Source organism: Amycolatopsis acididurans (assembly GCF_012328925.1).
GTDB lineage: Bacteria > Actinomycetota > Actinomycetes > Mycobacteriales > Pseudonocardiaceae > Amycolatopsis_E > Amycolatopsis_E acididurans.
In genome coordinates, this window is record NZ_JAAXLS010000001.1 from 537338 (window position 1) to 551006 (window position 13669).

The window sequence follows — 13669 nt, forward strand, 5'->3', positions numbered from 1 at the left end:
ACCAGTGTCCAGTCGATAGTCCACTATAGGGTGCCGGGAAGATCCCGTCCGAGGAGGTCGAGGGCCACCACATGGGTATCCGAGTAGCGCATATGGGCACGGGCAACGTCGGCAGGCTTGCCCTCGCCGGCATCCTGACGCACCCCGGCTACGAGCTGACCGGGGTGTGGGTGTCGAACGAGGCCAAGGCCGGCACGGACGCCGGTGTGCTCGCCGGGCTGGACGAACGCACCGGCGTCACCGCGACCGGCGATCTCGAGGCGTTGCTGGCCACCCGGCCCGACTGCGTCGTCTACTGCGCCATGGGCGATGTGCGGACCGCGGAGGCGATGCGGGACTGCCGCCGCATTCTGGAGTCGGGCGCCAACGTGGTCGGCTCGGCTCCGGTGATTCTGCAGTACCCGTGGCGACTGCTGCCGCAGGAGCACATCGACCGCCTCGAATCCGCGGCGCGCCGGGGGAATTCCAGCATCTTCATCACCGGCGTCGATCCCGGATTCGCCAACGATCTCATTCCGCTCGCGTTCGCCGGCACCTGCCGGCGGATCGAGCTGATCCGCTGTACGGAGATCGCGGACTACGCCACCTACGACGGCGCCACGGTCATGTTCGACGTGATGGGGTTCGGCAAGCCGCTCGAGGAGGTGCCGATGCTGTACCGGCCCGGTGTGCTGAGCCTGGCCTGGGGCACGACGATCCGTCAGCTCGCGGCGGGGCTGGGCGTCGAGGTGGACGACATCACCGAGTCCTGCGAGCGCGAACCGGCACCGGAGACCTTCGACGTGGCCGCCGGGCGGATTCCCCAGGGTGGCACGGCGGCCGTGCGGTTCGAGATCACCGGCATGGTGGGCGGGCGCCCCGCGATCGTCGTGGAGCACGTCACGCGGCTGCGGGAGGACCTGCGGCCGGACTGGGCGCGGCCCGCGCAGCCCGGCGGTTCCTACCGGGTGGAGATCGTCGGCGAGCCCTCGTATGCCGTGGACATCTGCCCCAGCAGCCGCGAGGGCGACCACAACCACGCGGCGATCGTCGCGGCCGCGGGCCGGATCGTGAACGCGATCCCGGACGTCGTGGCGGCCGCGCCCGGGATACGGACGACGCTCGATCTTCCGCTCGTCACGGGCAAGGGACGTTTCGTGGCGCGGTGGTCACTTGTGCGGAACGTCGGCCACGAGACCACCGTCCATGACGAACTCGCTGCCGGTCGCGTACGACGATTCGTCGCTGGCCAGGAAAAGCACGAAGGTCGACACCTCGATGGGATCGGCGGCCCTGCCGAGCGGCGCCTTCACCATGTCGTCGGGAATGTTGGCGGTCATCGGGGTGCGGATCAGGCCCGGATGGATGGAGTTCACCCGGATGTTGTGCGGCGCGAGTTCCAGCGCGACCGATTTCGCGAGCCCGCGCACGGCCCATTTCGTGGCCACGTAACCGTGTACCCAGGGACTGCCGCGCAAACCTTCCACGGAGGACACGTTCATGATCGACCCGCCGCCCGCGGCGATCATCGCGTCGGCCACGGCCTGGATCCCCAGGAACGTTCCGGTCAGGTTGACGTCGATGATCTTCTGCCACCGTGCGAGGTCGAACTTCTGGATCGTGCTGCCGTTGACGATTCCGGCGTTGTTCACCAGCACGTCGAGCTTGCCGAACTCGCCGGTCGCGAGCTCGACGGCCTGGGCCCACTGGTCCGGTCGCGTGACGTCGAGGTGGATGTAGCGGGCCGCGTCGCCCAGTTCGGCGGCGAGTTTCTCGCCTTCGTCGTCGAGGATGTCGCCGATGACGACCCTGGCGCCCTCGGCCACGAGCAGACGGGCGTGCGAGGCGCCCATGCCCCGCGCGCCTCCGGTGATGACGGCGACCTTGCCTTCAACGCGTCCCATGGCAGGCGACTCTACGGCAAAGTAGAACGTGTTTCAATATCGCGCCCGGGGTCCTCAATGGACAGCAGGACGCCGCCGTGACGACGGGCCGCGGGTGACCGAGAATTCACGGTATGACGAACCTGAATGCCAGGCCGTTGTCCACCGTGGCGCGCCTCGCCGGGCTGGTCACGATGGCCGCGACGGGGATCGTGCTCGGGGGCGGCACGGTGGTGTGGCTGGTGGAGCGGAACCTGCCCGCGGCGAACATCCATTCGTGGGGCGACTCGGTGTGGTGGGCGCTGACGACCATGACCACGGTCGGTTACGGCGATCACGTGCCCACGACCGTGCTCGGGAAGCTCGTCGGTGGCGCGGTCATGGTCGCCGGTGTCGCGATCATCGGTGCCGTGGCCGCGACGGTGGCCCTCTACATCGCCCGCCGCGTGGCGCTCGCCGAGGAAGCCGTCTTGGAGGCCGAGGCCGAGACGGTGGAACGCGAACTCCTGCGGCGGCTGGACCGGATCGAGTCCCGGCTGGCCGGGATCGAAGCGCGGTTGCCCCGCGGAGACGACTGAGCGCGCCACGAGAAGCCGTGGCGCGCTCGAAGCCGGGGAACCGCTAGAGCAGCCAGCGGTTGTCGCGCACGAGTTCCGCCCAGCGGCGGCCCAGACCCCAGGTGTTGCCCGCGTACGCGGCGGCGAGCACGATCAGCACGACCGCGTACACGAAGTGATAGTCGATGATCGGATTGGTGGAATGCGTCGCCTGCCCGGCCTCGTTGACCTTCGCCAGCGGCCATTCGGCGATCCACATCAGCGCCAGCATCGCGGTTCCGGCGATCGCCGAGATGCGCAGGCCCACGCCGAACAGCACGGCCAGGCCGATGGCCAGCAGGCCGATCATGAACAGCCAGTCGGCCCAGGGCTGCCCGGCCCAGGAGCGCAGGGTGCTCGCCAGCGGGCCGACGTTGACGGTGCTCAGGTAATTCCGGGTGGGGGAGCCGCCGTTGATCCAGGCGTTCTGGCTGGTCGTGGAGTAACCCCAGCCGAACGTCTTGTCGAAGAAGGCCCACAGGAACACCAGGCCGGTGACGATGCGCAGGAACGCCATGGCCTGCGCGGCGATCGGGGTCATCACGGCGCCGTGTACCGGCGCGGTCTCCGCGGCGCGTTGCCGCGGAATTTGCATGGCAGAAGTAAGCTTCGGCTCATCGTGCACGGACATCGCGGTCTCCTTGACTGAGTTTTTCCGCTAGCGCGCCGAGTCTGTGGCGGGCCGAGCGAAACCGTCTGGGGGACAAGGTCCTTTCGCCAGGGGCCGAACGCCAGCCGTATCCCGGGCCCGCGCTTCCTACTGTCGGTGGAGACAGAGCCGATTGAGGAGTTGAGCGCAGTGTCGGGGTATTCCGCGGGACCGATCGTGGTGGGCGTCGACGGGTCGGACTCGGCGTCGCATGCGGCGCGGTGGGCGGCCGCGGAAGCCGCCGGCCGCGGCCGGGAACTGGTGCTGGTCCACGCCGTGGAGGAGGTTTCGCTGTCGCTGCGCATCGAACGGTTGCGCGACGCGGCGCGGCTGCGGGGGAAGCGGGTGCTGCAGGCGGCTCAGGAGTCGGTGCGTGAGGTGGCGCCCGGGCTTACGCCGCGCCTGCTGCTCAGCGAGCAGGGCGCCCCGGCGGCGCTGCTGGAGCACGCGGGGTCCGCGAGCCTGATCGTGACGGGCGCGCGGGGATTGGGCCCGCAGGGCCGGTTCATGACGGGCTCGGTGCCCTTCGCCGTCGCGACGCACGCGTCGTGCCCGGTGGCGGTGATCCGCGGGCACACCGGCGAGGCCGCGCCGCCGGCGGAGGGACCGGTCGTGCTCGGCGTCGATGCCGGCCCCTCCAGCGAGGAGGCGATCGCGATCGCGTTCGAGGAAGCGGCGTGGCGCGGCGCTCCGCTGCTCGCGGTGCGCTGCTGGAACGACACCTTCCTCGTCGCGGTGTACGAGGAGATGCGCTGGACCCTGGACCGGTCCGCGCTCGAGGCCGCGGAACGGGAGATGCTGGCGCAGTCGCTGGCGGGCTGGGAACAGAAGTATCCGAACGTGGCCGTCGAGCAGCGGGTCGTGCGCGGACGGCCGGCCGAGGAGCTGGTCGCGGCCGGGGACGGGGCGCGGATGCTCGTCGTGGGCAGCCGCGGTCTCGGCGGAGTGGCCGGGATGTTCCTGGGTTCGACCAGCCAGCGTGTGGTCTCCGCCGCGCACTGCCCGGTGCTGGTCGCCCGGCACCGCGCCGGGTGAGGGACCGAAGTCCTCACCTTGGGGGACGGTTGGCCGCTGCCCGCTGGGCAAGGCCTTCCTAACGTCGGTTCCGGGGAAAGCGGGCGTAATCGAGCACGGCGTCGCGGTGGCCGGGCAGGGAGCGAAACGATGAGTGAGACGACGGACGCGATCGTGGTCGGCGTGGACGGCTCGGGCACGGCCGCGGAGGCCGTGCGCTGGGCCGCCGCCATGGCGGGTTCGCGCAACCTGCGGCTGCATCTGCTGTTCGGGCTCAACCCGGCGCTGAGCACCTACGGCGGCGGTCTGCCCACGCTGGGGACCCTGATCGACGAGCTGGACAAGTACGCCCAGGACGAGCTCGCCGCCGCGGTGAGGATCGCGCGCGAGGTGGACCCGTCGCTCACGGTGAGCACGTCCCGGCCGAACATCGCCCCGGTACAGGCCCTGCTCGAGGTCTCGAAGACGGCCCGGACGATCGTGCTCGGCTCGCTGGGCCGCGGCGGATTCCGCGGCATGATGGCGGGCTCGACGGCGGTCGCGGTCGCCGCGCACGCGCAGTGCCCGGTGATCGTCGTGCGCCCTCGGCGCGACGCGCCGGTGCCCGCCGAGAGCCCCGTGGTGGCCGGTGTGGACGGTAGCGAGCTGAGCGAACGCGCGCTGGGGCTGGCTTTCGAGGAGGCGTCCTGGCGCAACGTGCCCCTGGTCGCCGTGCATTCGTGGAGCGACGCGGAGTACGTGACGGCGCTGCCGATGAGTTTCGCGCTGCTGCAGCAGGAACCCGCCGCGCAGGAACAAAGCCGGGTGCTCGCCGAGAGCCTGGCGGGCTGGCAGGACAAATACCCGGACGTGCGCGTGGAACGCGTGGTGGCACGGGACCGGCCGCGGCACCAGCTGCTCGAATGGTCGGCCAAGGCGCAGCTCGTCGTGGTCGGCAGCCGCGGGCGCGGCGGCTTCACGGGCCTGCTGCTCGGCTCCACCAGCCAGGCGTTGATCCACCACGCCGAATGCCCGGTGATGATCGTCCGCCCGGAGCGCGAGGCGTGACCGGCCCGCTGACCGCGGCCGAACTGTCCCAGGTGGACGCGTTGTGGCGGGCGGCGAACTACCTGACGGTGGGGCAGATCTACCTGCTGGACAACCCGTTGCTGACCGAGCCGTTGCGGGCCGAGCACGTCAAACCGCGGCTGCTCGGCCACTGGGGCACCTCGCCGGGGCTCAATTTCCTGTACGCGCACTTCAATCGCGCGATCGTGACGCACGATCTGAACGCGATGTTCGTGACCGGGCCCGGCCACGGCGGGCCCGCGCTGTTCGCCAACACCTGGCTGGAGGGCAGTTATCCCGAGGTGGCGCCGGAGGTCTCGCAGGACGCCGAGGGGATGCGGGAACTGTTCCGGCAGTTCTCCTTCCCCGGCGGCGTGCCCAGCCATGTGGCGCCGCAGGTGCCCGGTTCGATCCACGAGGGTGGCGAACTGGGCTACTCGCTGGCACACGCCTTCGGGGCCGCGTTCGACAATCCGGACCTGCTCGTGGCGTGCGTGGTCGGCGACGGGGAGGCGGAGACGGGGCCGCTGGCGACCAGCTGGCACGCGACGAAGTTCCTCGACCCCGGCCGCGACGGCGTGGTACTGCCGATCCTGCACCTCAACGGGTACAAGATCGCCAACCCGACGATACTGGCGCGGCTGCCGCACGAGGAGCTGGACGAGCTGCTGCGCGGCTACGGCTACGCGCCGCACTACGTCGAAGGTCACGAGCCCGCCGTTATGCACCAGGCCATGGCCGCGGTGCTGGACGAGGTGCTCGGCGAGATCGGGCGCATCAAGGAAGCTGGCTCCGGTGAGCGGCCACGCTGGCCGATGATCGTGCTGCGCAGCCCGAAAGGCTGGACCGGGCCGTCCGAAGTGGACGGTCTGCCGGTGGAGGGAACCTGGCGCGCGCATCAGGTTCCGCTGCCCGCCGTCCGCGAGCACCCACACCACCTGCGGTCGCTGGAACAGTGGCTGCGCTCCTACCGGCCCGAGGAACTGTTCGACGCCGACGGACGTCCGAAGGCCGCGGTGACGGCGCTCATGCCCAAGGCGGAACGCAGGATGGGCGCCAACCCGCACGCCAACGGCGGGCTGCTGCTGCGGCCCCTGCGACTGCCCGCCCTGCCCGCGGTGCCGGTGGCGTCCCCGGGCGCGACGGAGACCGAGCCGACCCGCGTGCTCGGCCAGTACCTGCGGGCCGTTTTCGAGGACAACGCCGAGCAACGCAACTTCCGGCTGTTCGGCCCGGACGAGACCGCGTCCAACCGGCTGGACGCGGTGTACGAGGCGACCGGAAAGCAGTGGCAGGCCGCGATCGAACCGGTCGACGAGCACCTGTCCAGGGACGGCCGCGTGCTGGAGGTGCTCTCGGAGCATCTGTGCCAGGGCTGGCTGGAGGGCTATCTGCTCACCGGCCGGCATGGCCTGTTCTCCTGCTACGAGGCCTTCGTGCACATCGTCGACTCGATGGTCAACCAGCACATCAAATGGCTGCGCGTGCACCGGCAACTGCCGTGGCGGCGGCCCGTCGCGTCGCTGAACTACCTGCTGACCTCACACGTGTGGCGGCAGGACCACAACGGATTCTCCCATCAGGATCCCGGTTTCATCGACCACGTGGCGAACAAGAGCAGCGAGGTGGTGCGTGTCTACCTCCCGCCGGACACGAACACGCTGCTCGCCGTCGCCGAGCACTGCCTGCGCAGCCGTGACTACGTCAACGTGATCGTCGCGGGCAAGAACGAGGCGCCGAACTGGCTCGGCGAAGAGGAAGCCGGACTGCACTGCGCCCGCGGCGCCGGCATCTGGGAATGGGCCAGCTCCCACACCGACCGCGAGCCGGATGTGGTGCTCGCCTGCGCGGGCGACGCGCCGACGATGGAGATCCTCGCGGCGGTGGCCCTGCTGCGGGAGCACCTTCCCGATCTCGCGGTGCGGGTGGTCAACGTGGTCGATCTGATGCGGCTGCAACCGGACACCGAGCACCCGCACGGGATGAGCGACCGCGAGTTCGACGCGCTGTTCACCCAGGACCGGCCGGTGATCTTCGCCTACCACGGCTATCCGTGGCTGATCCACCGCCTGTGCTACCGCCGCGCCAACCACGCCGAGCTGCACGTGCGCGGGTACAAGGAGCACGGCACCACCACGACACCGTTCGACATGCTGGTGCTCAACGACATGGACCGCTACCAGCTCGTCATCGACGTGATCGACCGGGTACCCGGGCTGGTGCGCACGGCGGGCGGCGTGCGGCAGGAAATGGCCGAGATGCGCGCGCGGCACCAGCGGTGGATCCGCGAGCACGGCGAGGACCTGCCCGAGGTTCGCGAGTGGACGTGGCCCGGCGCGGGCGCCCGGGCGGGAGGAAGCCATGGCGCGCACTGAAAGCGGCTTCACCGCGGTACTGGCCGACGGCGAGGTCGTGCTGGTGCGCCCGCTGCGGCCGCAGGACACCGCCGCGGTACTGGCGCTGCACCGGGGACTCGACGAGCACGACCGGTACCTGCGCTTCTTCGGCATCCCCGGCAACCTCGACGAGCTGAGCGCGCGCATCGCGGCCGAACCCGGGCCGCGGCACTGCGCCGTCGGCGCGTTCCGGCAGCGGGATCTGGTCGGGGTGGCGCATTACGAGGCCGGCGCGGAACCGACCGAGGCCGAGGTCGCGCTCACCGTGGACAGCCGCGCGCAGGCACACGGCGTCGGCACCCTGCTGCTGGAGCATCTCGTCTCCCTCGCCCGCGCGCACGGCATCCGCCGGTTCACCGGCGAGGTGCTCGCCGAGAACGCGCGCATGGTGCGGGTTTTCAGTGATCTCGGGCTGCCGTACCGGATGACGCCGGGTGGCCCGGAACGCCAGTTCGTGCTCGATCTCGCACCGGGGGAGAGCTACTGGACCGCGCTCGCGGAACGGGAACGGCTCGCCGACGTGGCCAGCCTGGAATCGGCGCTGCGGCCACGTTCGGTCGTGGTGATCGGGGCGAGCCGGCGAAGCGGGTCGGTCGGGCACGCGGTGCTGGCCAACCTGCTCGACGGCGGTTTCCCCGGCAAGCTGTTCGCGGTGAACCCGCACGCCACGGCGATCTCCGGCGTGCCCTGCGCGCCGTCGGTGGCCGAACTGCCCGAGTGTCCCGACCTCGCCGTCGTCTGCGTTCCCGCCGCGGCCGTGCCGGACGCGGTCGAGCAGTGCGGGAAGCTCGGTGTGCGGGCGGTCGTGGTGATCTCGGCCGGGCTGACCGGCACCGAGCTGGGCGAGCGGGTGGTGACGGCGGCCCGGACCTACGGCATGCGGCTGGTGGGACCGAACTGCATCGGGGTGGCCAACCCGGGGTCGCGGCTGAACGCGACGTTCGTGCCCGGTGCCGTTCCCGCGGGCCCCGTCGGCGTGGTCAGCCAGTCCGGCGGGTTCGCGATCGCGCTGCTGGAATCCCTGCGGCAGCTGGGGATCGGGCTGTCCAGTTTGGTCTCCACGGGCGACAAGTACGACGTCAGCGGCAACGATCTGCTCATGTGGTGGCAGCGCGACACCGGCACCGGGATCGCGGTGCTCTACCTGGAGTCCTTCGGTAATCCGCGCAAATTCGGGCGGCTGGCCCGCATGCTCGCACGGGAGAAACCGGTGCTGGCGATCCGCACCGGGGACACCGAGATCGCCCGGCGGGCGGCCGCGTCGCACACCGCCGCGGCCGCGACCCCGGCGGTGACCAGGGACGCGCTCTACGAGCAGGCCGGGGTGATCGCCGTCGACACGATCAGCGAACTGGTCGAAACCGTGGCCGCGCTGTCCTGGCAGCCGCTGCCCGCGGGCAACCGGGTCGCGGTGATCAGCAACGCGGGCGGCGCCGGCGTGCTCGCCGCGGACGCGTGTGCCCGGCACGGTCTGGTGCTGCCCGACATCGGGGAGGAGACCAGGGCCGCGCTGCGCGCATTGCTGCCCGATCAGGCGTCGGTGCGCAATCCGATCGACACCACGGCGGCCGTGGACGCGGCGCTGTTCGGTTCCTGTCTGGACTTGCTGCTCGCCGATCCGGCGGTCGACGCGGTGCTCGCCGCGACCGTGCCCACGGCACTGGGCGACCCGATGGCCGCCGTGGCGCAACGGGTACGGGCCTGCGCCAAGCCGGTGCTGGCCGTACGGCTCGGGCAGCTCGCACACGTCGAGCCGCTCGCCGACGAGCACGGACCCGCGACCGCGAGCTACAGCGACCCCGCGGACGCCGCGGCGGCGCTCGGGCACGTGGCCCGCTACGCGCGGTGGCGTGCGACACCGGAGGGCGTCGCACCGGAGCTGTCCGATGTGGACCCCGCCCGCGCGGTGTCGCTGATCCGCTCCTATCTCGCACAAGGGCGCCGGTGGCTGGCGCCGCTCGAGGTCGTGGACGTGCTGGGCTGCTTCGGCATTCCGCTCGCCGAGACCCGCTACGCCGAGGACGAGGACGCCGCCGCGACCGTGTTCCGCGAGCTGAACCGGCCGCTGGCGATGAAGGCCGACGTGGAAGGCCTGCTGCACAAGAGCGCCGCGGGTGGCGTGGTGCTCGACGTCGGCGACGAGACCGCCGCGCGTGACGTCGTGCGCGACTGGCGGCGCAAGTTCGGCGCGGGCTGGCGCGGCGCGGTGCTGCAGCCGATGGCCGCCCGTGGCCGGGAACTGCTCGTGGGCATCCATGCCGACGAGACGTTCGGGCCGCTGGTCGTGTTCGGACTCGGCGGCACCGACACCGATCTGGTGGCCGACCGGACCGCCCGGCTCGCACCACTGACCACCGCCGACGCCGACCGCCTGCTGGAGGGCCTGCGCTCGTCGGCGAAACTGTTCGACGGCCTCGACCGGGACGCGGTCCGGGATGTCGTGCTGCGCATCAGCCGGCTCGCGGAACTGCTGCCCGAGGTCGCCGAACTGGACCTGAATCCATTGCTGAGCACCGGATCCGGGGCCGTCGTGCTCGACGCCCGGATCCGGATCGAGCCCCGCACCGGCGCGGATCCGTTCCTGCGCCGGCTGCGGACCTGAGGACGACCATGCGCGTGCTGACGCTGAACCCCGGTTCCTCCAGCATGAAGGCGGCGTTGATCGAGGACGGGACGACGGTGGGCGTCCAGACCTGGGACGCCGCCGACGCCGTGGCCGACGACCGCGCGGTGCGGGCGGCGGTCCGGCGCTGGGGACGGCCCGACGCGGCCGCCGTCCGGTTCGTCCACGGAGGTTCCCGGCCGGGTCCCGCGCTGGTCGACGACAGGCTGCTGCGGCAACTGGAACGCCTCGGTTCGCTCGCGCCACTGCATCAGCCGCTGTCGGCCGGAATCGCCCGGCTGGTCCGTGTCACACTGCCCGACCTGCCCGTCGTGGCCTGCTTCGACACCTCATTCCACAGTGGACTTCCCGAGGCGGCGTCGAAGTACCCGCTGCCGAAGGCCTGGACGGCGCAGAACCGGTTACGCCGCTACGGGTTCCACGGCCTGTCGTGCCAGTACGCCACGCGGCGCTGTGCGGAGCTGCTGGCCGACGACGGCCTGCGCATACTGTGCTGCCACATCGGTTCCGGTGTTTCGGTGACGGCGATCCGCGCCGGTGCCAGCGCCGACACCTCGATGGGTTTCACTCCGCTGGAGGGTGCCGCGATGGCGACACGCTCGGGTTCGGTGGATCCGGGACTGCTGCTGTACCTGCTGGGCACCGGGGACATGGACCTACCGCGCCTGACCGACGCGCTCTACCACCGTTCGGGGCTGGCCGGCATGACCGGTACCAGCGGGGATTTCCGGGAGATCCTGGCCGCCCGGGCATCGGGCGACCGCGACGCGGGCGCCGCCGTGGAGGTGTACCTGCACCGGCTGCGGCGCGAGATCGGGGCGGCGGCGATGAGCCTGGACCGGCTGGACGCGGTCGTGTTCACCGGCGGGGTGGCCGAGCACCAGCCCTGGCTGCTGGCCGAACTGACCGACGGGCTTTCCGTGCTGGGACTGGAAATCGACGCGGGCCGGCTGCGCAACGCCGGCGACCGGGTCATCAGCCCGGACGGCGCAGCGGTCACCCTGCTCAGCATCACGGCCAGGGAGGACCTCGAACTCGCCCGGGCGGCGACGGCGCTCGTGCTCAGCGGCCGGGCACCAGGTGCACGAGAAGGTCGCGCCAGCTGATGATCCCGACCACCCGGCCGTCGGCATCGGTGACCGGCAGGCACCGCTGGCGCGCGTCGACCATGGTCGCGGCCACTTCGGACAGGTCCGCGTCGGGCGTGACCGTTCCGGGGTTGTCCCGCATCACCTCGCACACCGAACGCGCGTGCAGCCCGGCCGTCGCCCCGCCCTCGGGAGTGGCTTCCCCCCGGGCACCGGCGACGAACCGGGCGCGGCCGAGATCGGCCTCGGTCACCACGCCGCGCAGATGACCCCCGGCCGTGAGGACGGGCAGGGTCGTGAAACCACGCTCCATCATCAGGGCCGCGGCTTCCTCGATGCTCGCGTCGCCGGTGACTCCGTAGACGGGCTTGGTCATGATCTCCGCTGCTCGCATGATCCGAGCATCCCCCGCCGGCGCGCGCCGGGCACAGGGCAGAACGGGCTCGACGGGCGAGGACGAAATGCCCTTCGCGTCAGCGTGCCGTGGTGAGCGCATCTTCGTCCCGCAGTGTCTCGAGCACGACCGTGCCGTCCACGGTTTCGTGTTCCATCAGTCGCGTGGTCAGCCGGTCCAGCGCGCCACGGTGGTCGGTCAGCAGGCTCACCGCACGGTTCTCCGCTTCCCGCAACAGCCGCGCGATCTCCTGGTCGACGATCCGCTGCGTCTCCTCCGAGTACCGGTGCAGCGCACCCGTCGGCGCGCCGGGCAGATAGGCCGCCTCGCCGGCCGGGTAGCCGATCGGGCCGAGCGCCGGGGACAGGCCGAACTCGGTGACCATCTTGGCCGCCAGTTCGGTCGCCCCCGACAGGTCGTTCGCCGCGCCGGTGGAGCCCTCGCCGAACACGACGAGTTCGGCGGCCCTGCCGCCCAGGCGCACGGCGAGCATGTCGCTCAGATGCGCCTCGCTGTAGAGGTGCCGCTCGGCTTCCGGCAGCTGCTCGGTCGCGCCCAGCGCCATACCGGCGGGCAGGATGGTGACCTTCTCGACCGGGTCGGCGTGCTCGCACAGCGCCGCCACGAGCGCGTGGCCCGATTCGTGCACCGCGACCGAATGCCGTTCCTCGGGCAGCAGCGCATTCGACGTGTCGCGGCGGCCGAGCATCAGCCGGTCCCGCGCGGCGCTGAGATCGGCGACGGTGATGAGCGTGCGTTCGTCGCGCACGGCGTTGATGGCGGCCTCGTTGACCAGGTTGGCCAGATCGGCGCCGGAGAAACCCGGGGTGCCGCGGGCGAGCCGGTCCAGTTCCACGTCGGGCGCGAGATGCTTGTTCGCCACGTGCACGGCCAGGATCGCCGCACGTTCGGCCTGGTTGGGCAGCGGAACGGTGACCTGCCGGTCGAACCGGCCGGGCCGCAGCAGCGCCGCGTCCAGGGTCTCCGGCCGGTTCGTGGCCGCCAGCACCACGATTCCGCTGCCCTGGTCGAAGCCGTCCATTTCGGACAGCAGCTGGTTCAGGGTCTGCTCGCGTTCGTCGTGCCCGCCGATGTTGCCCGCCCCGCGGCGGCTGCCGACCGCGTCGATCTCGTCGATGAAGATGATCGACGGTGCGCGGTCGCGGGCCTCGGTGAACAGGTCACGGACCCGGGACGCGCCGACGCCGACGAACATCTCCACGAACGCCGAACCCGTCATCGACAGGAACGGCACGCTGGCCTCCCCGGCGACCGCCCTGGCGAGCAGCGTCTTCCCGGTGCCCGGCGGGCCGACCATGATGACCCCGCGGGGGCCCTTGGCGCCCGCGGCGGCGTACCGCTCGGGATTGCGCAGGAAGTCGACGACCTCGCTGACTTCCTGTTTGACCCCTTCGTATCCGGCCACGTCGGCGAACCGGGTGGTGGGCCGCTCGGCCTCGATGATCTTCGCCTTGGAGCGGCCGAACCCCGCGAGCCCGCCGGCCAGCGAGCTGCTGCCGCGCCCGGCGAGCGCGAAGAACGCGATGATCAGCACGACCGGCGCCAGCATCAGGATGGTGAGCAGCCAGTTGGTGCCCGAGGAGCTGACCTTGCCGGTGATCTGGACGTTGTGCGCCTGCAGCTTCTGCGGAAGCTGGGTGTCGCCGAGCGCGGTCGGCAGCTGGCTGCTGAAGTTCGAGCCGTCGGCCAGCGTGCCCGTCAGTGTGCCCTTGTCGTCGATCTCCACGGTCTTGACCTGGCCGGCGTCGACCTTCGTGAGCAGATCGGTGTAGGAGACGGTCGCGGTCGTGCTCGAGCCGCTGAGAATACTCGGCAGGAACAGCAGCACCATGGCCAGCAACAGGCCGATCGGGAGCAGCCACACCCGCCAGCCCGGGGGTTTGGGCGGTTCCGGTTTCCGTACCGGGTCCGGGGGCGGGCCTGACTTCGCCGTACGCGACATGGTCCTCGTCCTACCTCTCAGGTCCTTTCTGACTGCC

General features: G+C 71.1%; 10 protein-coding genes and 1 pseudogene. 7 read left to right on the forward strand and 4 right to left on the reverse strand.

Annotated features, from left to right (window positions below):
• Positions 1-329: 329 nt before the first annotated feature.
• Positions 330-1106, forward strand: a pseudogene (locus tag HFP15_RS02670) (NAD(P)H-dependent amine dehydrogenase family protein); the annotation flags it as partial.
• Between the two features lie 42 nt (positions 1107-1148).
• Here the strand turns inward: HFP15_RS02670 and HFP15_RS02675 are convergent.
• Positions 1149-1883 carry a glucose 1-dehydrogenase gene (locus HFP15_RS02675; protein WP_168511293.1) on the reverse strand — a complete coding sequence of 245 codons (735 nt, stop codon included), beginning with the start codon at positions 1881-1883 and terminating at the stop codon, positions 1149-1151.
• Positions 1884-1996: 113 nt separating this feature from the next.
• Between HFP15_RS02675 and HFP15_RS02680 the strand changes: the two genes are divergently transcribed.
• A complete protein-coding gene (locus HFP15_RS02680) occupies positions 1997-2440 on the forward strand; it encodes a potassium channel family protein (protein ID WP_168510947.1) in 444 nt (147 codons plus the stop codon).
• 43 nt (positions 2441-2483) lie between these two features.
• Here the strand turns inward: HFP15_RS02680 and HFP15_RS02685 are convergent, their stop codons facing one another.
• Complete coding sequence (locus HFP15_RS02685) at positions 2484-3089, reverse strand: DoxX family membrane protein (RefSeq protein WP_168510949.1); 606 nt, start codon at positions 3087-3089, stop codon at positions 2484-2486.
• Positions 3090-3257: 168 nt separating this feature from the next.
• On the opposite strand from HFP15_RS02685, the gene HFP15_RS02690 reads away from it, so the two are divergent.
• The 5 genes from HFP15_RS02690 (at position 3258) to HFP15_RS02710 (ending at position 11293) form a co-directional block, all read left to right on the forward strand.
• A complete protein-coding gene (locus HFP15_RS02690; RefSeq protein WP_312871411.1) occupies positions 3258-4142 on the forward strand; it encodes a universal stress protein in 885 nt (294 codons plus the stop codon).
• Between the two features lie 129 nt (positions 4143-4271).
• A complete protein-coding gene (locus HFP15_RS02695) occupies positions 4272-5168 on the forward strand; it encodes a universal stress protein (RefSeq protein WP_168510951.1) in 897 nt (298 codons plus the stop codon).
• Positions 5129-7543 (forward strand): phosphoketolase family protein, encoded by a 2415-nt coding sequence (locus HFP15_RS02700; RefSeq protein ID WP_168510953.1) that lies wholly within the window; start codon positions 5129-5131, stop codon positions 7541-7543. The genes HFP15_RS02695 and HFP15_RS02700 overlap by 40 nt, the downstream gene beginning before the upstream one ends.
• Positions 7530-10166, forward strand: a complete 2637-nt coding sequence (locus HFP15_RS02705) for a bifunctional acetate--CoA ligase family protein/GNAT family N-acetyltransferase (RefSeq protein WP_168510955.1) — start codon at positions 7530-7532, stop codon at positions 10164-10166. Before HFP15_RS02700 ends, HFP15_RS02705 begins: the two co-directional genes overlap by 14 nt.
• 8 nt (positions 10167-10174) lie before the next feature.
• The gene (locus HFP15_RS02710; RefSeq protein ID WP_168510957.1) at positions 10175-11293 is read left to right on the forward strand and encodes an acetate/propionate family kinase; all 1119 of its coding nucleotides are present in this window, start codon (positions 10175-10177) and stop codon (positions 11291-11293) included.
• Here HFP15_RS02710 and HFP15_RS02715 read toward each other — a convergent pair.
• Positions 11250-11669: a CBS domain-containing protein gene (locus HFP15_RS02715; RefSeq protein WP_168510959.1), complete on the reverse strand. Its 420-nt coding sequence runs from the start codon at positions 11667-11669 to the stop codon at positions 11250-11252. The two genes, HFP15_RS02710 and HFP15_RS02715, sit on opposite strands and share 44 nt — an antisense overlap.
• 79 nt (positions 11670-11748) lie before the next feature.
• The gene (gene ftsH, locus HFP15_RS02720) at positions 11749-13632 is read right to left on the reverse strand and encodes an ATP-dependent zinc metalloprotease FtsH (protein WP_168510961.1); all 1884 of its coding nucleotides are present in this window, start codon (positions 13630-13632) and stop codon (positions 11749-11751) included.
• Positions 13633-13669 lie beyond the last annotated feature (37 nt).